The organism is Acinetobacter sp. ANC 5378, assembly GCF_013004315.1.
GTDB lineage: Bacteria > Pseudomonadota > Gammaproteobacteria > Pseudomonadales > Moraxellaceae > Acinetobacter.
In genome coordinates this window covers 48,630-69,196 of sequence record NZ_JABERK010000053.1, presented here as the reverse complement: position 1 = coordinate 69,196, position 20,567 = coordinate 48,630, and the positions used below count along the sequence as shown (strand labels likewise).

Here is a 20,567-nt window from a genome sequence, read left to right as displayed (position 1 = left end):
TTTATCAAATCGATATTTAGTGAAAAGCGTTTGTTAGATGATTTTATTGATTTCTCAGTTGTGTAGGAGTGTGTTTTGAGTACTGACCGTCGAATTGCTTCTTTGACCCCATGTGCAGGGCGTTGTTCTACGGTATTTGGTGATTCAGTATGCCGTGGTTGCCGTCGTTTTAACCATGAGGTAATTCAGTGGAATACTTACACATCTGAACAGCACACTGCGGTCTGGAAGCGTCTGGATGCGCAACTGGATCAAATTTTAGTGCCGATGTTACCGCATGCCGATTTACGTCATGTGGAAGGCTTTGTTTTGTCTAAACGGGTACGTTTACGTGATGATGCCTCTAAAGGACGCAAGCTTTATCACGCCCTTAAAATTTGTGAAAAGAATAAAAATTTAGCTGAAGAAAGCGGTTTAGGGATTCAGGATAAACAGGTAAAACCCCTCTGGCAGGAATTTGAACGTCGGGTACTGGCTCTAGCAACAGCAAGTTATGATTTCGCTTTTTTACGTGCCGATGGTATTAGCCATAATTTACTACAGATGATAGAAGAAGATTAATTACATCATTTTTATTTGAAATTTAAAAAAATTAAAAGTGATTGTTAAAGAGTTTAAAAAGTGAATATCGCAGAATACCTGTTGTACTGCATGACTGTCGTTATCATGATTGCGACCTTATTCTAATATTCTGAATAATAAAAAAGCCCCTAAAGTCGGGGCTTTTTTATTATTAATCTTAAAGATTATGCGTTAAGCGATACTGCACAATTTCTTCAATGGTAATCACGGTTAAATGATGGCTTTGTGCATAAGCCAAAACTTGAATGCCAGACGCCATAGTGCCATCCGGATTGGTCAACTCACACAAGACACCTGCAGGTTTTAAACCGGCTAAACGTGCTAAATCAATCGTACCTTCAGTATGCCCACGACGGGTGAGTACACCACCATCACGGGCACGTAAAGGGAAGACATGACCTGGACGGTTTAAGTCACTGGCTACAGCACCATCTTTGATTGCAGCTTTAATTGTGGTGGTGCGGTCTTTGGCTGAAACACCAGTCGTTACACCGGTCGCTGCTTCAATGGTTACAGTAAATGCGGTTTTAAACTGGCTTGAGTTATCTGTCACCATCGGCGGAAGTTCCAAGTGATTAGCCAATTCATCCGTTAAGCATAAGCAGACAATACCTGAACCATCACGAATCATTCGTGCCATGGTTTCAACAGTCAGTGTCTCTGCAGCAACAATCAAATCGGCTTCATTTTCACGATCAAAATCATCCATGACCAAAACCGGTTTGCCTTGGCGGATATCTTCTAATGCTTTTTGAACACGTTGTTCAGCTGGGGGAAGGGCTGAAAAGAAAATTTCGGGTTGAATCAAACTAGACATTGAAACGCTCTCGTAAAATAAAATACGGTTGAACATTTCAGGACTGATGCAGAAATGGGGTCGCAGCGATATATCAAATATAAATATCCGTTACGTCGTCTTCTTTCATCCGGACTATACCGTCGGCTTTGGTTTCTCACCAAATCTGCGAGTCAATTTTTTAATAAAATTGACAGGCTCGTGGGCTGATTCAGTCATTGCACATACAAGCTGAATTTACCACCGGTGGGGAATTTCGCCCCGCCCTGAAGCGATGTGCAGTTATTATAGACCCGTTTTTAATCAAGGGCGCAGCTTTCTATAGATTAATCAGTCATATCGATAGTAATTCTGTGAATAATAAAGTGAAAATCAGCAGACAATAAAAAAGCCCGCGTATTGCGAGCTTTTAATATCTTTAAATTTTAAGCCACTTGAACAGGAATGCAGTTCGCAGTGTGATTTACAGTATTGTTTGGGTTAGCATACACAAGACGTGGTTTATGTGCGTTCGCTTCAGCTTCAGTGAAATCACCAAAGGTTGCAATAATTACTAAATCACCGACGTCAGCTTGATGTGCAGCACCACCATTGACTGAAATAATGCCTGAGTTTTCTTCACCACGAATTGCATAAGTGGTGAAGCGTTTACCATTCGTGACGTTCCATACGTGGATTTCTTCATATTCACGAATACCTGCTAAATCCATAAGTACGCCATCAATTGCACATGAACCTTCGTAGTGAAGTTCCGCATGAGTAACTTGAGCACGGTGAATTTTGCATTTTAATAAACGAGATAGCATGGCTGGCGTCTCCTTAGTCGAGCTAAGATTTTATCTTATGGTTAAATCAAATCACTTCTTACTGGATCAGTAATCCGCAGAAAACGCATTTTGCTCTGAAAAAAGCATCATGGCAAGAAGGATTGTTCAACAATTTATGGATTGATCAGTTTGGTTTATAAGCATTGATTTGATTCATGGCTTGCTGTATGTCACCATTTACCAGCAATTTAATGCGAGATAAAGCGTGAGCAATGGCATCATCCATTAAATTTTGTTCGCTGCTAGGCGCTTTGCTGAGTACATGTCCGGATACGCGTTCTTTTGCACCAGGATGACCAATACCAATACGTAAACGATGGAAATTAGGACCTATATGCGGAACGATATCGCGTAAACCATTATGACCACCGTGACCACCGCCTGTTTTTAGGCGAATTACACCGGGATCCATATCCAGTTCATCATGCGCAATCAGCATCATTTCTGGGGCAACTTGATAGAATTTTGCGAAGGGCACAACACTTTTGCCAGAGGCATTCATAAAGGTTGTGGGTAAAAGCAGACGAACGTCTTGACCTTCAATATTACCGCGACCGCTGATTCCGTAGAATTTAGGATCGGCTTTGAGGGAAATGCCATATTGTTCTGCAAGCCGTTCAACGAACCAGGCACCTGCATTATGGCGGGTTTGGGCATATTCCTTACCAGGATTGCCCAAACCGACAATTAGCGAAATTTTTGACACTAATTATACCGTTAACACTTATGCGCGTTTAAAGTCAGCGTGCATTGGCGTGTTTTTAGCTGGGTGACGTTGTAAAGCTTGGATTTTAACGCTTTCAACTTTGTCGCCCACTTGAATTTCAATCACTTCTTCAAAGAAAGAATTGTCTTCAAGAAATTTAATAAGTTGACGAAGTTCTAAAGTAACAGTTACAGGAGCAGCTTCACCACCGTAAATGATTGCTGGAACTTTGTTTTCTAAACGAAGGCGGCGGCTCGAACCTTTCCCTTGTACTGATTCGTCACGAGCTACTGCATTTAATACGAAGTTTGCCATGATGACATTTCCTCATTGAGTTTAATTGACTGAACCTTCGACCAGTTCAGTGATAGAAAGCCCTACCAGAGGGCAGGGCTTTTAAAATTTAGCGCTGTATTATAGATAACTATCAAACATTGCGCTAATAGATTCTTCGTTGTTAATACGACGAATTGTCTCAGCAACCATACTAGCGACTGAAACTTGGCGAATCTTACCAAGTTCTAATGCTTCTTGAGAAAGAGGAATAGTGTCTGTTACGACAAGTTCGTCGAGTACAGAATTTTTCAAATTCTCAAGGGCTTTACCAGAAAGTACAGGGTGAGTTGCATAGGCAACCACACGGCGAGCACCAAATTGTTTCAGTGCATCAGCAGCTTTACACAAAGTACCGGCAGTATCCACCATGTCATCCACGATTACGCAGTCACGATCTTTCACATCACCAATCAAATGCATCACTTGTGATTCATTTGCTTTTTGACGACGTTTATCGATGATTGCGAGATCGATATCACCCATTTGCTTAGCTACAGCACGTGCACGCACTACACCGCCAACGTCTGGAGAAACAACCATAAGATTATGGTGTTGCTGTTGACGAAGATCAGCAAGTAACGCAGGAGTACCGTAGATATTGTCTACAGGGATGTCGAAGAAACCTTGGATCTGGTCAGCATGAAGGTCGATCATTACAACGCGGTCAATACCTACAGTTGTCAGCATATCTGCTACAACTTTTGCAGTGATTGGCACACGGCTTGAACGAGGACGACGGTCTTGACGAGCATATCCGAAGTAAGGAATGACAGCAGTAATACGACCTGCGCTTGCACGACGTAAAGCATCGGCCATAACGAGGACTTCCATAAGGTTGTCATTCGTTGGGGCACAAGTAGGCTGTACGAGAAATACGTCTTTACCACGAACATTTTCAGTAATTTCGACAGCAATTTCACCGTCAGAAAAATGACCTACAGATGCTGCACCTAAAGGAATGTGCAGGTGGCTTACGACTTTTTGGGCGAATTGTGGATGTGCAGTTCCACTAAAAACGACAAGATTGGGCATGAAGCACCCTTGGCGGTTGGAATGTTTGAAAATAGATGGCAGGGGCGGCTGGATTCGAACCAACGGATGCCGAGATCAAAACCCGGTGCCTTACCACTTGGCGACGCCCCTAATGCGGCAGAACTTTAATATTTTTACTGTTCTATGTCAAGGTAAATTAACAAATGAACATGCAAACTCTGTTCTGTCTTTTTTGAGAAAATGGCAGGGGTAGCTGGATTCGAACCAACGGATGCCGAGATCAAAACCCGGTGCCTTACCACTTGGCGATACCCCTAAATTTGATCACTGTAATCTTCATTTAAACGACTGGTTTAAATGGCAGGGGCGGCTGGATTCGAACCAACGGATGCCGAGATCAAAACCCGGTGCCTTACCACTTGGCGACGCCCCTAATACAGTAATCTACAGATGAAAATGATGGCAGGGGCGGCTGGATTCGAACCAACGGATGCCGAGATCAAAACCCGGTGCCTTACCACTTGGCGACGCCCCTATCACATAACCTTGAAATGACGTAATGGTGATTCATTTAAACTATTGACCAAGTAAGCTTTACAAGGTGAATGAGCTAAAATCTCATCAATATTCATATCAGCAGTTACTTCAGTAAAAACACAAGCACCTGTACCTGTAAGTTTTGCAATACCGAACTGGTCTAAATACTGCATCGCTTCATTCACTTCAGGATATAGACTTCTTGCCAAAGGCTCAAAGTTATTTCCAAAATTAAATGGCGTTAACTGATAGGCGCAAAATTTAGTAGGCTTCGTGTCTCTTGTCAACGTTTTTTGTGAAAAAAGCAGTTGAGTGCTGATAAAACAGTCAGGTTTTAACACAATGTATTGTTTTTGATCTAAGTCTATGAATGTTAAGTGTTCGCCAATGCCTTCTGCCCATGCATTACGACCATGGATAAAAATAGGAACATCGGCACCGAGTTTTAAACCTAACTCAGCCAGTTGTTCAATATTTAGACCGCACTGCCACAATTGATTCACCACAATCAGGGTGGTGGCCGCATTGGAGGAGCCACCTCCGAGTCCTGCACCCATCGGAATGTTCTTTTCGATGGCGATTTTTAAGCCACCTGGCTGTTTGGCATAAGGTTTTAAAATTTGTGTGGCTTTGTAGATCAGGTTTTGTTCTAAATCCACACTGCTCAAACCATCAATTGAAATCGTCAAGTCATCTGTTTGAGTGAATTCTAGCCAGTCAGTTAGATCAATCAGTTGGAAAATGCTTTGCAATTTATGATAGCCATTGTCACGACGACCGGTGATATGCAAAAAAAGATTGAGCTTGGCAGGAGAGGGAACACGAATCATAGAATTTTGAACTTTTTAAGATTTAGCGGTTTTGAATGACCATTGTAATACGGTTTTCCTGACCGGATTCAAGCGTCTGCTTCAAAATCAATTTATTCGGTAATTGCGCTTGAGCGTTATAGCTTAAATCAACAGTCCAGCCATCTTCCAAAAACTGGATTGGACGATTACTTTCATCTTTGCTAATTGTCGCTTGTGTGGTTGCAGGCTTGGCTTGAACCCAATCCACCAGATGGGTGATCGGTGCTTGCCAGCCAGTGGCACGTTCCAGTAATTCTTCCGGCGTTTCAGCTTGAATGAGTCCCGTTTTGGCACTGTTTAAGGTGACTTGACCTGGAATGCCTGAAATTTGCGTTTTACCCACCCCTAAAATTCCGCTTAACTCGATGTCAAATTCATCCTGTTGTTGTACCCAGGTAAAAAATGCACTGCCAGATTGTCCTGGTGTTTTTACCCCAATTTTACCTTGCAGGTTAAAATTGTTTGCTGCTTCAGGTATTTGGGAAACGTTGGGAGCTTGAGGTTGCGTATATTGCTGGCAACCTGTCAGAACCAGTGTGCTTGTGGCAATCAGGGTTAAGCTGAATTTTGAAAAAATACGCATAAAGATCATTAACTCTTTTTCAGGTGTGGCGGTAACAATAACGATTTAAGTTGTTCTAATTGAGGATCATTGGGGTGTTTTTTTTGTAATTGTTGTAACACCTGATTAAATTTTGTCAGATCGCCTTGCATATATAGCGCTTTTGCATAGCGCACACCAATTTTAACACTTTGACTGATCTCATACGCTTTTTCTAAAACCAGCGCCGAGGTTTTAAAGTCGTTTTGTAAAAAGGTGATATAGCCGAGCGTATCCAAAATAGAAGCTTGTTCTGGCGCAAACTCCAACGCATGTTCAACATACTGCCTGGCTTCATCCAGTCGTCTATTTTGTAACGCCAGTGTATAGGCGTAGGCATTCAGGTAGGTTGGACTATTTGGCTCAATTTCCAATAATTTTTTCAATAATTTATCAAGCTTATCCTGGTCTTGATAAGGGTCAAGCAGCAGCACTTCTGAATAGATCAGTTCAGGGTCATCCGGTATGTTTTTGATGGCTTCATCTAACAGGCGCATGGCTGCTTTTTTATTGTCCATACGTTTTAGAATATCGGCCTGAGCCTGATAGAGGAAACTGGCATGTTGCGGGTAGTTCACCCGTTCCTGGGTTAAAAACCGTAGCGCATCGCTAAGCTGTTTTTGCTCTGAAAAAATATTAATCATGTTTCGGCGTGAAACAGTGTAGAGACTGCCATCCACCAGGCGGTAATAGGCTTTTGCAGTTTCAAAATGTTGTTTTCTTTCGGCATTTACGGCTAAATAATAATAAGCTTCGTTTTGATATTGGTTGGAATATCGAAGCTCAACTAAAAACTTTTCCGCCTTTTCATACTCTTCTAAATCGATACTGGTTAAGCCTGCAATGAAGAGGGCTTCTTCCTCATGGGGCCATTTCTTGAGTATATTTTCGAGTTTATCCAGTGCTTCCTTGGATTTATTAATTTTAATTAAATATTTAATTTCAGCCAGGCGAACTTCTAGATTGGATTTATGTTTGTGACTGGATCTGTCATACCATTTTAGGGTGGCTTCTTCATCACCCAAGGCACTGAGTAAATTGGCTTTCATTAAGATAAAGCCGGTGACTTTAGGACGTTTTTTAAGTGCACGATTAACCGTAACAAGCGCTTGCTCTAACTGCCCATTTTGCGCTTCCAGGCCTGAAATCAGTATTAAAACCGATGGGTTGTCTCGCTCTTTACTTTTGCTTAATGCATCCAGTAGAACTTCTCGATCTTCAGGTTGTTCCGGTGCAATTCCGACCAGAATCTTTTCCAAGTCTGCATTGGGGTCAATATTTAAAATTTTATCGAGTGTTTCGGATGCCAGTTCATACTCATGCGATTTCAGGGCAATATGTGAAAGATAAAATAAAGCCGGAACATCGGTAGGTTCCTGAACCACCCAATGCGTTGCAATGTCGAGTGCAGCTTTTAGGTCATTTTGTTCCAGTGCAATATTTAAAGCACGCTGTTTCACCGTGGTTGAACTGCTTTTAATTGCAAGCACGGTGTAGTTATGTAATGCTGTTGGGATGTCGTGATATGTCAGGGCAAACTCAGCAATCATGCTTTGTTTTATGGCATTATAGTTTGAATTGGCATGATAAATTTCTCCGGATGCTCTAATATGAGCACTCGAAGCCATGCTACCCACAAGTAAGAATGTGGTAGAATATTGCTTAATTGTCGCGCCGCTTATTCGGCTATTTGTTTGACGCAATTTTTCTTGATCCAAGTAATGCTTTTTATGACACCAATATTGCACAATAGCATAAATTTAGCGAAATGATGATCTGATATGTCTTTCTTTGCATTGGGTGTCAACCATCAAACCGCTTCTGTAGAACTGCGTGAACAGATTGCTTTTAACCCTGAAAAGTTAACGCAACTGCTTGCCGAGCAAAGCCAAAACCATGACTTGAATGATATGGTCGTGGTTTCTACATGTAATCGAACTGAAGTTTACGCGATGTCTGAAGATGCAGACATGGTAATGAATTGGCTCGCCCAGGCAAATGGCCTAGATGCTAAACAATTGTTAAATCATGTCTATCGCTATGAAAATGCGCAGGCTGTGACGCATCTGATGCGGGTGGCCAGCGGTCTTGATTCCTTAATGCTGGGTGAACCGCAAATTTTAGGACAAGTAAAGTCTGCACTTTCTCTAGCTAAAGATGCGCATACCGTTTCTCCAAATTTAAACCGAATTTTTGAATATGCTTTTTACGCAGCCAAGCGCGTTCGCTCGGAAACTGCGGTCGGTAGTCATGCAGTTTCCATGGGTTATGCAGTTGCCCAACTTGCACTTCAAGTCTTTAGTAAGCCTGAACAGCTGACGGTGATGGTGGTTGCAGCTGGTGAAATGAATAGCTTGGTGGCGAAACATTTGGCTGAAATGGGCGTGGGTAAAGTGCTGATTTGCAACCGAACGCGTGCTCGTGCTGAAACATTGGCGCAGGAAATTGCCCATCGTGTAGATGTTGAAATTATCGATTTTTCCGAGTTGGCGGCAAATTTATACCGTGCAGATGTGATTTCCAGCTGTACCGGAAGTCTGCATCAGGTCATCGCTTACAAGGATGTTAAAACTGCATTAAAAAAACGTCGCTATCAACAAATGCTGTTGGTGGACTTGGCTGTTCCGCGTGATATTGATCCTAAAGTAGAATCATTAGATGGCGTGTATTTATATGGCGTTGATGATTTACAAAGTGTAATTGATGACAATCTTGCACAACGTCGTCAAGCGGCTGTTGAAGCAGAAGTGATGGTCAATCAATTGGCCACAGAATTGATCACCCAGCAAAAAATCAATAGAGCGGGCAGTACCATTCATGCTTATCGTGAACAAGGCGAAGTGCTGAGACAGGAAGAGTTAGCTCTGGCGATGTCTCGAATTGCCACAGGTGAAAATGCCGAGCAGGTTCTACAGGAATTTTCGCATCGCTTAACCCAAAAATTACTCCATCCTACTTCTATTTTATTACGCCAAGCGGCGAAAGCTGAAGATCCAAGTTGTTTTGAATGGATGCGTGATGATTTGGAAGATATCTTTGCAAAGCGTCGTAAAATCAAAAAATAATTGATTAATTTTTTTAGTTTTAGCGTATGGCCACTTATTCTTCTATAAGGGTAAGTGCCCTTTTTTTTGCAATCTCAGAAATGCGCAGTTTCAGATTCTTCATTTCTGCAATGCTGCTAAATTTTTTCGATTTCATCTTTTTCGTTAGATATTCATACTGTAATTTTGTTGATAAATCCGCTGCAAGCTTATCTGCTTGCTCGGGTGATGACGTGTAATCGCTGACATTCGCATTCTGTAAAATATGCTGTAATTCATGGTGGTACGCTGCACATGCACCTAAGACATAATATTGCGATAATTCAGTATCATCCGGTAAATCATCAAAAATCACATTAAAGATATTCAAAATTTTAAACAGCAATTGATCTTGTGAAATTAAAGCACTCAGCGGTTCAAAATGAATATACAAATAAGGGTGATTCATCAAAATTGCAATCACATATTCTTCGGCATCAATTTTGGTGCTAAAGCTTAAATACGCGTCATTGTTGACTTGCGGCTGCCATTTACGGCTATAACCGAGCTTTTCACGGAAATATTGCTGCAACAAATAACGGTAAGAACCATGTTTCGGCAACAGTTCAGTGAGTTGTTTGAGTTCGCCCATGACCTGACTTTTACCTTCAGGCGATGTACTGTTATGGTTCTGGGTTAAATAGGCAAAAATAAACTCAGATAAAAGTGGTGCAGCTTGCAACATGCGTTGGAAGTTTTCTAAACCTTCACGACGAATGAGCGAGTCTGGATCGTGATCATTGGGGAGTACGAAGAACTTGAGTTCACGACCATCATTTAATAATGGCAGAGCAATTTCTAAAGTACGACGTGCCGCTTTTTGTCCCGCAGCATCGCCATCAAAAGCAATGGTAATGCGTTGATTATGCTTGAATAAAATATCCAAGTGTTCGGTATTGCTGGCGGTCCCTAGGGTCGCTACAGCCCCATAGATGCCATATTGCTGCAAGGCAATGACATCCATATAACCCTCAACCATCAACCAGTCTTGAGCTTTTTGCTTGCGTCCTTCATATAAACCATACAGCAGTCGGTTTTTATGAAAGACATCAGAATCTGGCGAGTTGATGTACTTGGGTTTGATTTCGTCATTTAAAGCACGACCACCAAAGCCAACTACACGACCTCTAGAATCGCGAATCGGGAAAATCACACGGTCACGTAACAAGTCGAAGCCACGACCGCTGTCACTGGTACGAATCAGCCCGAGTAACTTTAGACCCTCTATGTCTTGAGGGAAGGCTTTTTCAAGGTGTTGCCAATCTTCAGGTGCATAACCTAAACGCCAATACGCAATAGTTTCAGCACTTAAACCGCGTTGTTTGAAATATTGCTGTGCAGTCTGACTATGCGGTAATTGCTGCTCATAATAGAGCGTAATATTTTCCAATAAATCGTATAAGTTACCGTCTTGAGGGATATCTTCAAATGCTGCTGTCGCTTGATCAAACGCTGCAAATGGATCATTGCCATAGAACGCATCCTCTTGCATTTGGAATTCTGCAAAAGGGTCGTGATCGATTGCTATCGGTGATGGGACATTAGAATTTTGTTGTAAATTCACCGAAGCATTTTGAGGGTTGGGTTCAACTTTTTTCGCAACAGGCTGAGGCTTCGCTGCTTCACGTTTGTATTTGAGTTTGGTTGAATCGTGATTATCTTTAGGAAGTTCAATGCCGGTTTGGCTGGATAGATCTTTCATCACATCGACAAAATTACGACCGTCAATATCCATTAAAAAGCGAATGGCGTTACCGTTAGCCTGACAACCAAAGCAATGAAAGTACTGTTTATCCCGATAAACATGGAACGAGGGCGATTTTTCCTGATGAAAAGGGCAACAACCTGAATAGGTGCGACCGGTTTTCTTAAGTTTCACGCGCTGACCAATCAGATCGACAATATCTGTTCGATCTAATATTTGATCAATCGTGTGTTGAGGAATAGCCATACGTATGCAATCGAGTTGTGATCTATCTATTAAAAATGGCTGACAAATAGGCTGTCAGAATTTAGGTAAATTAAAAGTGCATCAGCTGTTAAAAGTTAATTTGTATACCTTTTGCACAAAATGATCAATATGATCCGTTAAAATAGCAAAAGGGCAAGTATGATAACTTGCCCTTCATGAAAATGCGAACAATAAGCTCGGCTTATTTAGTTGCTGGCGCTTCTTCTGTCGTCGGTTCTTCAATCGTTTCCTGTTTCGGTGCAGGAATGCTGCTTTCAGTTTGTGGTCGATCTAACAAACCAAAACTTAAACGATTGGTGAGACTGCGTTTTTCCCCATCTGCAGAGCTTTGTTGCTGCTCTGCCTCTGTTGAAGTCTGCGCTTCACGTCCAAATACACCTAAAGTTGCGCGGTTAATCCAGCTGCCTTCACTGCGTGCAGCACGAAGATTCACGCTACCATCCGCTTTAACCAGGTTTGGATAATTGAGCTTTAACACTTCAATATATTGCTTTGAAGTTTGAGTATCACCTAGTTTGTCATAACCATAGGCAATTGTGGCTAAAGCTTCAGGCACTTGCGGCGTTTGTGGATAGTGTTCAACCACCCATTGTGAGCGTTCAACTGCAGCTAACCATGCCTTGCGTTTGATATTAAAACGCGCTGCATTCATCTCGGCTTCAGCTAACTCTGTACCAATAAATTTCATACGCTGTGCTGCATCGACTGCATAGGTGCTCGATGGGAAGCGACGAATGAAATCGACAAAGTTTTGATAAGCCACTTTTAAATAGCTGACATCACGATGGGCCTGCTTTAATGAGGTATAACGTAATAGACCCTCATAGTTTTGTTCCATATTCGCGACACCACGAACATAGTAGGCATAGTCCACATTTGGATGCTGTGGATTTAAACGAATAAAACGTTCGGCAAGGGCAATTGCACCTTCATAATCTTTTTGTTGAAATTTAACGTACAACAATTCTAATTGTGCTTGTTGCGCATAATCACCTGTAGGGTAATAAGTATCTAACGCTTCAAGGTGCTTAGCCGCGTCAGTATATTGACCACGTTCAAGGGCTTTTTCAGCTTTTTGAATATAAACTTGCTCGCTAGATTGTGGTCCTGTGTCCACAACATCTTTCTTTGGATTACTGCTACAGCCCACTATTGCCGACGCAATGCCTAAAGATAAAGCAAGCATTGTCATTTTATAACGTGGTAACGACATAAAAATTCCTCTGTTAATACGGGCAATGAGCTACAATTGCACTATTAAACCACTTTTGTCTGAATGAGCAAATGAGTCAAGCACAATCTTCTAATTCTAATTTCCCTGAAACTGATTTCAATTTACTTGAAGATTCTGAGGATGCAGATAACCATACTTCAGACTCAACTGCAACACGTTTATCGTTGCAATTTCAATTGGATGAAAGCTATTTAGGGCAACGTATCGACCAGGTTGCAGCTCTGGTTTGGAACGATTTTTCCCGTGAAAAATTGAAGCAGTGGCTGAAAGATGGCCATTTGTTGGTAAATGGTAACACTGTCAAGCCCAAGTATAAATGTGAAGGCGATGAGCTTTTAACACTCAATGTTGAGTTGGAAGTTCAAACCAAAAGCTTGCCTGAAGATATTCCATTGAATATTGTTTATGAAGATGACGACATTATTGTCATTAATAAACCGGTCGGCATGGTGGTTCATCCAGGCGCGGGCAACAGCTCGGGTACCTTGGTCAATGCCTTGTTGCATCATTATCCTAAATCGGCTGAGTTGACACGTGCGGGCCTCGTGCACCGTATTGATAAAGACACCAGCGGTTTGCTGGTGGTTGCGAAAAACCTGGAATCTCAATTTTCATTGAGTAAGCAGTTGGCGAAGAAAACCGTCTACCGTATTTATGATCTGGTGGTTTACGGCAAAATTATTGCCGGTGGCACCATTGATGAGCCAATTAAACGTCATCCGGTTGATCGGATTAAAATGGCCATCTTGCCGGGCGGTAAGGATGCGGTAACCCATTACAATGTGAAAGAGCGCTTCCAGCATTTCACTCGTGTTGAAGCACGTTTGGAAACGGGTCGTACCCATCAAATCCGTGTGCATTTTAGTTATCTTGGATATGGCCTTGTCGGTGATCCGGTGTATATGAGTCGTGTACGTGTTCCTGCAGGTGCTTCTGACTTGCTGGGTGATACTTTACGTGGCTTTAAACGTCAGGCCTTACATGCATCAAAACTTGGCTTGGTTCATCCACGTTCAGGTGAAGAGATGATGTTTGAAGCACCTTGGGCAGATGACTTTGCTCAGTTGGTTGAAGTGTTACGTAGCGAAAACAAAGCCTACTAAGCTATTTTATCGCCTGCTATGAATCATAAGGAAAGAGACATGCAATTTGTTCAAGGGCTTCCACAATGCGTATTTGTTGGGCAGACACGAGTGCATCATCAAAAAACTCAACCCTCTGCTCAACCTGAACTTGCAGGATTTAACCTGGCATTGCATGTCCATGATGATGCAAAGCGTGTACAACAGCATCGTATAGCGTTACTACAGGAGTTTGCTGAATTCGGAGTCGATAAAGTCACCTGGATGACGCAAACGCACAGTACCATTTGTCATACCATCAATGAAGAAATTCCTTTTCAGGCACTTGAAGGTGATGGTCTGGTCACCCAGCGTAAAGCGCATGCTTTAATGATGATGACTGCGGATTGTTTGCCTGTCGTGCTTGGCAATGCGGATGGCACGGAAATCGCGAATCTGCATGCCGGTTGGCGAGGTCTGGCCAATGGTATTGTTGAAAATACTATTGCGACCATGCAAAGTCAGCCGACGTGGGCATGGTTAGGTGCTGCGATCAGTCAGCCATGTTTTGAAATTGGTGAAGAAGTCAAATTCGCTTTTTGTTCAAAATATCCTGAACTGGAGCGTGCTTTTAAAGGCAGTGAAAAACCCGCCAAGTTTTATGCTGACTTGTATGCTATCGCACGATTTATTCTGCAGCAACACGGTGTTGAAGTTGTACTTGGTGGTGACCAGTGTAGCTACCAGCAAACGGAAGAATACTTTTCTTATCGCCGTGAAGCAAATACTGGACGCATGGCCACATTCGTGTTTATGGCTTGAAACTGTTAAACTTGCTTAAAATTTACTGCTTTTATTGATATGTCTTTATCTTCGAAATCTCTTGCCATCGTTTATCACAGTCCCTATGGACATACTGCAAAAGTTGCCTCTTTTATTGCGCAAGGTGCAGAGCAAACAGGCATTCATGTACATTGCATGAACATCGAACATGTCGATTGGGATGTACTAGATCAAGCTGATGCGATTGTTTTCGGTTGCCCAACTTATATGGGAAGTCTAACTGCTGCTTTGAAGTTATTTATGGAGCAGTCTTCCAAACGCTGGTTGGCACGCACATGGCAAGGCAAAATTGCAGCAGGTTTCACCAATGGTGGTGGATTGAGCGGTGACAAGTTAGCAGTATTACAACAGATTAATTTGTTTGCCATGCAACATGGCATGTTGTGGACAGGCTTGCCGATGATGCCCACCGGGCGGAGTGCGCAGGATTTGAACCGGATGTCGAGCTTTTTAGGCTTAATGACCCAGTCTGATAATGCCCCTGTAGAAATAACCCCGCCACAAGGTGATTTAGATACGGCAATCTGGTTTGGTGAATATATTGGCTTATTGATGAATAAACTAAAATAAACCCAGATTGATTTAAATATTAAAAAACCTCCAGATGGAGGTTTTTTGTTTTATAGATAAAAAATTATTTATGGAAAATTCGAGCCTTATCGCGTTGCCAGTCACGGTCTTTTTCAGTGGCACGTTTATCGTGAAGTTGTTTACCTTTTACTAAAGCAATTTCAAGCTTGGCATTTGGCCCTTTCCAGTAACAGGCCAGTGGAACGCATGAATAACCTTTTTGGTTAATCGCACCCATCAGCTTTTCAATTTCACGTCGGTTCAACAAAAGTTTACGTGTACGCGTAGCTTCAGGGACTACATGTGTCGATGCGCTCAGTAAAGGCTGAACCTGTGCACCAAACAAGAAAGCTTCACCATTTTTAAAGGTAATATAGCTTTCTACGATGGTCATACGACCTGCACGCATTGATTTGACTTCCCAGCCTTGCAATGAAAGACCAGCTTCAAACTTCTCTTCAATAAAATAATCGTGGCGGGCACGTTTGTTGAGTGCAATAGTTCCGCCGTTATTTTTTTTAACTACAATACTTGCTTTCGCCATAATCTGATACTTCCAATCTTACTGCTATTGTACCGCAACTCGAACCAAGATGAAGTTTTTTAAATTTATGAGGATTATTCACTAAAAAAACAAGTTTTTGTTAAAATAAGCATCTATACAATAAACTAGAGTACAAATGGATGTCTAAAACTCGCGTTATTTATCCGGGCACATTCGATCCAATTACCAATGGTCATATCGATTTAGTGTCACGTGCAGCGAAAATGTTTGATGAAGTTGTGGTTGCAATTGCCATTGGTCATCATAAGAATCCAGTCTTTAGTTTAGAAGAGCGAGTGGATTTAGCGCAGAAATCGTTAAGTCACTTGCCCAATGTAGAATTTGTCGGCTTTGATGGTTTGTTGGTAAATTTTTTCCGGGAACAAAAAGCCACTGCAGTGCTTCGTGGTTTACGTGCAGTATCGGACTTTGAATATGAATTTCAATTGGCCAATATGAATCGTCGGCTTGATTCAAATTTTGAAGCGGTGTTTTTAACCCCTTCAGAGCAATATTCTTTTATTTCATCTACGTTGGTACGTGAAATTGCCCGTTTAAATGGTGATGTGACCCAGTTTGTACCGCAAGCTGTGGTTGACGCCTTTAAACGGAAACAGCAACAAGGTTGGTAGCGTGTCTTTATATATTACCGATGAATGCATCAATTGTGATGTGTGTGAGCCGGTGTGCCCGAATGAGGCCATTTTCATGGGTGAAATCATTTATGAAATTCACCCCGATTTATGTACCGAATGTGTCGGGCATTTTGATGAACCACAGTGTCAATTATTCTGTCCAGTCGATTGTATTCCAAATGACCCAGAGCATGTGGAGTCGCAAGATCAATTGATGGATAAATATAAAAAACTGATTGCTCAAAAAAGCACAAGCAATTAGTGCTGAAGTTTGATAAGATGCGCCCCGAAGTGAGCTAGACGATCGCTGCTGTGTAGATCTTCGTGATTGAAACAGGGGAGGAAAGTCCGGGCTTCATAGGGCAGGGTGCCAGGTAACGCCTGGGCGGTGAAAGCCGACGGCAAGTGCAGCAGAGAGTAGACCGCCATCTTTGCAATTTCCCTTCGGGGAGACCAAGAGAGATGGTAAGGGTGAAAGGGTGCGGTAAGAGCGCACCGCGTGTCTGGTAACAGTTCACGGCAAGGTAAACCCCACCAGAAGCAAGACCAAATAGGAATCCTGAGGCACGGCCCGTGCTGGATTCGGGTAGGTCGCTTGAGCGTACGAGTGATTGTGCGCCTAGAGGAATGATCGTTCACGACAGAACCCGGCTTATCGGCTCACTTCACCAATTTTTTTACAATTATTGTGTGATATTTCTTGACATACAGTATGTTGAAATAGATAATACGCGCACAGTTTTGGCTATGTAGCTCAGTTGGTTAGAGCACCGCACTCATAATGCGGGGGTCACAGGTTCAAGTCCCGTCATAGCCACCATTTTCATAGGTCACGCTTCTATAAGCGTGACTTTTTTTTATGCCTAAAATTTATATTTAAAATAATTTATTCACACTGGATGGTGCTTGCTGCTAATTTAATTTTTGGAAATTCCTGATGGTATTTTTCTAGAATAGCGTCTTTCTTCTCTGGACCGAACACCATCAATTGTAATTGACTAATTTTATGTTCTGTTAAATGCTGATATGCACAATGGAATGCAATCTGGTTTTGCGTGGCAATCGCTAATTTTTGATCTTCTGGAATTTGTTCAATTCGATACAATTTTTGTTGTGCTTTACTGAGCTGTACCAAGCTACGCTTTTGTTGCATGCTTAGCAGTTGTTGATTGTTGATCCAGCGTGCCACATCCATACGTACCCCATTATAATCTACGAATATTGGGGAAATCACTTGGCAGGAGGTAGTGATGAAGGTCATTAAACCGATAGCGATTAATTTGCATGGGTTCATCTTTATCTCAATCTTTCAGTGTTTTAATTTTGCGGTTAAATTGAAAATAGCATGAATAAATAGCCGTTTTGTTTAAATATTAACTGAAAAATTTTAAATTGCTTAAAGTCTGAACACTTGTAAAATAAAGGGCTTGACGCTACTCGCTGAAATTTAGATAATGCGCACACAGTTTATGGCTATGTAGCTCAGTTGGTTAGAGCACCGCACTCATAATGCGGGGGTCACAGGTTCAAGTCCCGTCATAGCCACCATTTTTATAGACCACGCTCTCAGCGTGGTCTCTTTTTTTGTGGGTCAAAAAAGTATTGGCTTATATAAAAATAAAAAAGACGAGAAAAGAATTACAATTTATCTTGGATATATTGCTCAATAAATTGATGTGTGGTCTCGCTTAAATAAAAAGGCGAGATTAGTTGCTGCAGAATCCCGTCTAATAGTCCTTGTTGTTCTAGAGCCTGAATGGTATGCGGCAAGAAGCGTAATGCTTCCTGATGCAAATCAGCTTCATTTAAGCCAACAGACTGCAATAATTCCTGCATGTTGTAATCGGCAAAATAATCATAAAAAACCGCCACAACATCCAGAATAACCTGTTGTAAGTATTCACCTTGTCTCAACTGTCGCCATGTTTCATAGACCAGTATGAAAAACTCTTCAAAGTCGATGGCCTGGAATTGAGAGAAAGTTTCTTTTAAAGTTCTTTGTTTAATATCATCCCATAAATGCAGGCTGATATCGGCAAGTTCTTCATTCGGCAATAAAATGATGTTGCCTAGCTGTTTTACTAAGGTTTGAGCAAGTTGCTGTTCAAGTTTGAGTTCAATATTTTGTTGCTGGTCTTGAATAAAACTCAGTATTTTGGAACCTAGGCCATATTTGTGCGTATTGAGTTTGCGTAAATGATCGAGCCAAGGGGTGTTGCTTTCAAGGATTTGATTGGCTAGCTGCAAACTCACGTGGTTTACTTGTGGATTGTGCTGCAGGTTGGCTTGGATGTAATGACGCAACTGGTCTAATTCAAGGAGCTTGTACAGCCATAATTCAAAAGACTCATCAGAAAATAGCTCATTGATTTGAGTGTGGCTATTAATGGCAAGATGATGAATTCTTTGTGCGATAAGGCCGATAAACTCTAAAATTTCTGCGCCTAAATTCAATTCAAAAGCATATTTTTGAACCACATCTTGTAAGGCTTCAAGTTTAATACATTGTTTTAAGAGTATTTGATCTGAATGGGTATAAATGTGATGAATAAATTTTTCTATATATAAGTTATTTTGTTCTGCGAATAATTGTTTTTTAATAAAGCGAGTTTGCTCAAGCATAAGCGCTTGAGCAAACTGTTGAGCAAAGTCCTGCTTAAGCACCCGGTGCCCATCCATTCATGATTGGATAACGACGTTCACGGCTAAATGAGCGTGAGCTAATACGCGGGCCAATCGCAGCTTGACGACGTTTGTATTCGTTACGGTCGACCAGTCGAATGACTTTTTCAACCACTTCTTTTTTAAAGCCTTTAGCAATGATGTCATCTTGGCTCATATCTTCTTCAATATAGGCATAAAGAATCGCATCAAGTACGTCATAGGCAGGTAAAGAATCTTGGTCTTTTTGGTCAGGGCGAAGTTCGGCAGAAGGTGGACGAGTAATCACACGTTCAGGGATTACTGGGGTTTCTGAAATGCTGTTACGATATTTAGCTAGTTCAAACACAATCGTTTTATAAACGTCTTTGAGAACGGCATAACCGCCTGCCATATCGCCATACAGTGTGCAGTAGCCTACAGAAAGTTCTGATTTGTTACCGGTAGCCAATACTAGATTGCCGAATTTATTCGATAATGCCATCAACAGTGTACCACGTGAACGTGCCTGTAAGTTCTCTTCAGTCGCATCCGCAGGGCTGTTGCCGAAGAATGGATACAGGGTTTGCATAAAGCTGTGAACAATAGGATTGATTTCGGCAATACCGAAAGTCACACCCATATTCTTTGCTTGTGCGGCAGCATCTTCAACACTGATTTGAGCGGTGTAAGTATACGGCATCATCACGGCTTGGACTTTATCTGCACCAATCGCATCAACTGCAATTGCAAGTGTTAATGCAGAGTCGATCCCGCCAGATAAACCGAGAATCACACCTGGGAAGCCAGAGCGTTGAATGTAATCACGAGTCGCTAAAACCAGACCTTGATAAATTTCAGCCATGGTATCTAAAACAGGAGTTACGGCTCCAACTTTATAAGCTTGTTGTTCAGCTGCATATTCAGCGTAATAAAGATCTTCTTTAAAGCTTGGTGCCTGTAAAGCAATGCCGCCATCTTTATTGATCACAAAACTGGTGCCATCAAAAATAAGGTCGTCTTGACCACCGACTTGGTTGGTATAAACCAAATTAATGTTCAATTGTTTAGCAAGCTCGCTCATGGTGGTAAGACGATGTTGCGGTTTACCCACTTCATAAGGTGAAGCATTTAAGACTAAAGCGGTTTCAACATTCAGTTGTGATAATTGATGTACGGTACTCAGCGACCAGATATCTTCACAAATCAAAACGCCAAATTTATGACCTAAGTATTCAAAAACAAGGTGTTGATGTCCTTCGCTGAAATAGCGTTTTTCATCAAATACACTATAGTTTGGCAAGTTCTGCTTGTTATAAATACCCAGTACTTGACCATCTTTCATGACAGCTGCCGCATTATAGCGGTGACCATCTTCTGTTTGATTGACAAAACCAAAGACCATGACTATGTCTTTCACTTGGCTAAGTTGCTCAAATGCTTTTTGAGTACGTTTAGCAAGGCTAGGGCGGAGTAATAAATCTTCCGCAGGATAGCCAAGGGTTGAAAGCTCTGGGAAGATAATTAAATCAGCTTTTTGTTTTTTGGCTTCATTTACCTGTTCAAGCATTTTTTGAGCATTTGCTTCGATATTGCCAATATGCGGAGAGAATTGTGCAAGGGCAATTTTAAAACTTTTCATTCCAACTTAATCCTATACCTATAGGGATATATACACAGACTTGTGATTTATTATGGCTATTGGTTCAACGCTGTGTACGCGACGATAAACAAATAGATGTTTAATCAATAATTA

The 20,567-nt window shown here is 41.7% G+C and carries 21 protein-coding genes, 6 tRNA genes, 1 other RNA gene and 1 riboswitch; of the genes, 10 read left to right on the top strand and 18 right to left on the bottom strand.

Going from position 1 to position 20,567, the window contains the following annotated elements:
- Positions 1-75 precede the first annotated feature (75 nt).
- Entirely contained in the window at positions 76-561 is a 486-nt protein-coding gene (locus HLH16_RS11895) for a DUF1289 domain-containing protein (protein ID WP_171529474.1), read from the top strand.
- A 178-nt stretch (positions 562-739) separates the two neighbouring features.
- On the opposite strand, the gene ribB is transcribed toward HLH16_RS11895, so the two are convergent.
- The 12 genes from ribB to HLH16_RS11835 all read right to left on the bottom strand — a co-directional run bounded on the left by ribB (position 740) and on the right by HLH16_RS11835 (position 7,932).
- A complete protein-coding gene (ribB, locus tag HLH16_RS11890; protein WP_171529473.1) occupies positions 740-1,399 on the bottom strand; it encodes a 3,4-dihydroxy-2-butanone-4-phosphate synthase in 660 nt (219 codons plus the stop codon).
- 93 nt (positions 1,400-1,492) lie between these two features.
- Positions 1,493-1,655, bottom strand: a riboswitch (FMN riboswitch).
- 148 nt (positions 1,656-1,803) lie between these two features.
- Complete coding sequence (gene panD / locus HLH16_RS11885; protein WP_131288827.1) at positions 1,804-2,184, bottom strand: aspartate 1-decarboxylase; 381 nt, start codon at positions 2,182-2,184, stop codon at positions 1,804-1,806.
- Positions 2,185-2,329: 145 nt separating this feature from the next.
- On the bottom strand, positions 2,330-2,911 hold the full coding sequence (gene pth, locus HLH16_RS11880; RefSeq protein ID WP_171529472.1) for an aminoacyl-tRNA hydrolase: 582 nt from the start codon (positions 2,909-2,911) through the stop codon (positions 2,330-2,332).
- Positions 2,912-2,929: 18 nt separating this feature from the next.
- Positions 2,930-3,226: a 50S ribosomal protein L25 gene (gene rplY, locus HLH16_RS11875; protein ID WP_131288823.1), complete on the bottom strand. Its 297-nt coding sequence runs from the start codon at positions 3,224-3,226 to the stop codon at positions 2,930-2,932.
- A gap of 99 nt (positions 3,227-3,325) precedes the next feature.
- A complete protein-coding gene (locus HLH16_RS11870) occupies positions 3,326-4,279 on the bottom strand; it encodes a ribose-phosphate pyrophosphokinase (RefSeq protein ID WP_131288821.1) in 954 nt (317 codons plus the stop codon).
- A gap of 36 nt (positions 4,280-4,315) precedes the next feature.
- Positions 4,316-4,390, bottom strand: a tRNA-Gln gene (locus HLH16_RS11865).
- 91 nt (positions 4,391-4,481) lie between these two features.
- A tRNA-Gln gene (locus HLH16_RS11860) sits at positions 4,482-4,556 on the bottom strand.
- 42 nt (positions 4,557-4,598) lie between these two features.
- Positions 4,599-4,673: transfer RNA gene (locus HLH16_RS11855), tRNA-Gln, on the bottom strand.
- 27 nt (positions 4,674-4,700) lie between these two features.
- A tRNA-Gln gene (locus HLH16_RS11850) sits at positions 4,701-4,775 on the bottom strand.
- Between the two features lies 1 nt (position 4,776).
- On the bottom strand, positions 4,777-5,607 hold the full coding sequence (ispE, locus tag HLH16_RS11845) for a 4-(cytidine 5'-diphospho)-2-C-methyl-D-erythritol kinase (RefSeq protein WP_171529471.1): 831 nt from the start codon (positions 5,605-5,607) through the stop codon (positions 4,777-4,779).
- Positions 5,608-5,629: 22 nt separating this feature from the next.
- Positions 5,630-6,211, bottom strand: coding sequence for a lipoprotein insertase outer membrane protein LolB (gene lolB / locus HLH16_RS11840; protein ID WP_171529470.1), 582 nt, complete (start codon positions 6,209-6,211; stop codon positions 5,630-5,632).
- A gap of 8 nt (positions 6,212-6,219) precedes the next feature.
- Positions 6,220-7,932: a tetratricopeptide repeat protein gene (locus HLH16_RS11835; RefSeq protein ID WP_171529469.1), complete on the bottom strand. Its 1,713-nt coding sequence runs from the start codon at positions 7,930-7,932 to the stop codon at positions 6,220-6,222.
- Positions 7,933-8,010: 78 nt separating this feature from the next.
- Here HLH16_RS11835 and hemA point away from each other — a divergent pair, with 78 nt between their 5' ends.
- Entirely contained in the window at positions 8,011-9,294 is a 1,284-nt protein-coding gene (gene hemA, locus HLH16_RS11830) for a glutamyl-tRNA reductase (RefSeq protein WP_171529468.1), read from the top strand.
- Between the two features lie 34 nt (positions 9,295-9,328).
- Here hemA and HLH16_RS11825 read toward each other — a convergent pair whose 3' ends face one another.
- A complete protein-coding gene (locus tag HLH16_RS11825; RefSeq protein WP_171529467.1) occupies positions 9,329-11,263 on the bottom strand; it encodes a DNA primase in 1,935 nt (644 codons plus the stop codon).
- A gap of 202 nt (positions 11,264-11,465) precedes the next feature.
- On the bottom strand, positions 11,466-12,497 hold the full coding sequence (locus HLH16_RS11820; RefSeq protein WP_171529466.1) for an outer membrane protein assembly factor BamD: 1,032 nt from the start codon (positions 12,495-12,497) through the stop codon (positions 11,466-11,468).
- Positions 12,498-12,568: 71 nt separating this feature from the next.
- Here HLH16_RS11820 and rluD point away from each other — a divergent pair, with 71 nt between their 5' ends.
- From rluD to HLH16_RS11805, 3 genes are read left to right on the top strand one after another with little or no spacing between them, the layout of a single operon-like run.
- Positions 12,569-13,621, top strand: coding sequence for a 23S rRNA pseudouridine(1911/1915/1917) synthase RluD (gene rluD / locus HLH16_RS11815; RefSeq protein WP_171529465.1), 1,053 nt, complete (start codon positions 12,569-12,571; stop codon positions 13,619-13,621).
- A 39-nt stretch (positions 13,622-13,660) separates the two neighbouring features.
- On the top strand, positions 13,661-14,401 hold the full coding sequence (pgeF, locus tag HLH16_RS11810; RefSeq protein WP_171529464.1) for a peptidoglycan editing factor PgeF: 741 nt from the start codon (positions 13,661-13,663) through the stop codon (positions 14,399-14,401).
- A gap of 39 nt (positions 14,402-14,440) precedes the next feature.
- Complete coding sequence (locus HLH16_RS11805; protein ID WP_171529463.1) at positions 14,441-14,992, top strand: flavodoxin family protein; 552 nt, start codon at positions 14,441-14,443, stop codon at positions 14,990-14,992.
- Between the two features lie 64 nt (positions 14,993-15,056).
- Here HLH16_RS11805 and smpB read toward each other — a convergent pair whose 3' ends face one another.
- Positions 15,057-15,536, bottom strand: a complete 480-nt coding sequence (gene smpB, locus HLH16_RS11800; protein WP_131288808.1) for an SsrA-binding protein SmpB — start codon at positions 15,534-15,536, stop codon at positions 15,057-15,059.
- A gap of 140 nt (positions 15,537-15,676) precedes the next feature.
- Here smpB and coaD point away from each other — a divergent pair, with 140 nt between their 5' ends.
- From coaD to HLH16_RS11780, 4 genes are all read left to right on the top strand, one after another.
- Complete coding sequence (coaD, locus tag HLH16_RS11795) at positions 15,677-16,168, top strand: pantetheine-phosphate adenylyltransferase (protein WP_171529462.1); 492 nt, start codon at positions 15,677-15,679, stop codon at positions 16,166-16,168.
- Between the two features lies 1 nt (position 16,169).
- Positions 16,170-16,433, top strand: coding sequence for a YfhL family 4Fe-4S dicluster ferredoxin (locus tag HLH16_RS11790; protein ID WP_171529461.1), 264 nt, complete (start codon positions 16,170-16,172; stop codon positions 16,431-16,433).
- A gap of 26 nt (positions 16,434-16,459) precedes the next feature.
- An RNA gene (gene rnpB / locus HLH16_RS11785) (RNase P RNA component class A) lies at positions 16,460-16,842 on the top strand.
- A gap of 72 nt (positions 16,843-16,914) precedes the next feature.
- Positions 16,915-16,991: transfer RNA gene (locus HLH16_RS11780), tRNA-Met, on the top strand.
- A gap of 66 nt (positions 16,992-17,057) precedes the next feature.
- Here HLH16_RS11780 and HLH16_RS11775 read toward each other — a convergent pair.
- Complete coding sequence (locus HLH16_RS11775; RefSeq protein ID WP_171529460.1) at positions 17,058-17,465, bottom strand: hypothetical protein; 408 nt, start codon at positions 17,463-17,465, stop codon at positions 17,058-17,060.
- A gap of 177 nt (positions 17,466-17,642) precedes the next feature.
- On the opposite strand from HLH16_RS11775, the gene HLH16_RS11770 reads away from it, so the two are divergent.
- A tRNA-Met gene (locus HLH16_RS11770) sits at positions 17,643-17,719 on the top strand.
- 90 nt (positions 17,720-17,809) lie between these two features.
- On the opposite strand, the gene HLH16_RS11765 is transcribed toward HLH16_RS11770, so the two are convergent.
- Entirely contained in the window at positions 17,810-18,835 is a 1,026-nt protein-coding gene (locus tag HLH16_RS11765; protein WP_350643980.1) for a hypothetical protein, read from the bottom strand.
- Positions 18,828-20,453: an NAD+ synthase gene (locus HLH16_RS11760; RefSeq protein ID WP_171529458.1), complete on the bottom strand. Its 1,626-nt coding sequence runs from the start codon at positions 20,451-20,453 to the stop codon at positions 18,828-18,830. Before HLH16_RS11760 ends, HLH16_RS11765 begins: the two co-directional genes overlap by 8 nt.
- Positions 20,454-20,567 lie beyond the last annotated feature (114 nt).

Excerpts from the sequence above, each read along its gene's own strand:
- ribB (WP_171529473.1), bottom strand. The coding sequence starts at position 1,399 with ATGTCTAGTTTGATTCAACCCGAAATTTTCTTTTCAGCCCTTCCCCCA.
- panD (WP_131288827.1), bottom strand. The coding sequence starts at position 2,184 with ATGCTATCTCGTTTATTAAAATGCAAAATTCACCGTGCTCAAGTTACT.
- rplY (WP_131288823.1), bottom strand. The coding sequence starts at position 3,226 with ATGGCAAACTTCGTATTAAATGCAGTAGCTCGTGACGAATCAGTACAA.
- HLH16_RS11870 (WP_131288821.1), bottom strand. The coding sequence starts at position 4,279 with ATGCCCAATCTTGTCGTTTTTAGTGGAACTGCACATCCACAATTCGCC.
- ispE (WP_171529471.1), bottom strand. The coding sequence starts at position 5,607 with ATGATTCGTGTTCCCTCTCCTGCCAAGCTCAATCTTTTTTTGCATATC.
- lolB (WP_171529470.1), bottom strand. The coding sequence starts at position 6,211 with ATGCGTATTTTTTCAAAATTCAGCTTAACCCTGATTGCCACAAGCACA.
- hemA (WP_171529468.1), top strand. The coding sequence starts at position 8,011 with ATGTCTTTCTTTGCATTGGGTGTCAACCATCAAACCGCTTCTGTAGAA.
- HLH16_RS11825 (WP_171529467.1), bottom strand. The coding sequence starts at position 11,263 with ATGGCTATTCCTCAACACACGATTGATCAAATATTAGATCGAACAGAT.
- HLH16_RS11820 (WP_171529466.1), bottom strand. The coding sequence starts at position 12,497 with ATGTCGTTACCACGTTATAAAATGACAATGCTTGCTTTATCTTTAGGC.
- rluD (WP_171529465.1), top strand. The coding sequence starts at position 12,569 with ATGAGTCAAGCACAATCTTCTAATTCTAATTTCCCTGAAACTGATTTC.
- pgeF (WP_171529464.1), top strand. The coding sequence starts at position 13,661 with ATGCAATTTGTTCAAGGGCTTCCACAATGCGTATTTGTTGGGCAGACA.
- HLH16_RS11805 (WP_171529463.1), top strand. The coding sequence starts at position 14,441 with ATGTCTTTATCTTCGAAATCTCTTGCCATCGTTTATCACAGTCCCTAT.
- smpB (WP_131288808.1), bottom strand. The coding sequence starts at position 15,536 with ATGGCGAAAGCAAGTATTGTAGTTAAAAAAAATAACGGCGGAACTATT.
- coaD (WP_171529462.1), top strand. The coding sequence starts at position 15,677 with ATGTCTAAAACTCGCGTTATTTATCCGGGCACATTCGATCCAATTACC.
- HLH16_RS11775 (WP_171529460.1), bottom strand. The coding sequence starts at position 17,465 with ATGAACCCATGCAAATTAATCGCTATCGGTTTAATGACCTTCATCACT.
- HLH16_RS11760 (WP_171529458.1), bottom strand. The coding sequence starts at position 20,453 with ATGAAAAGTTTTAAAATTGCCCTTGCACAATTCTCTCCGCATATTGGC.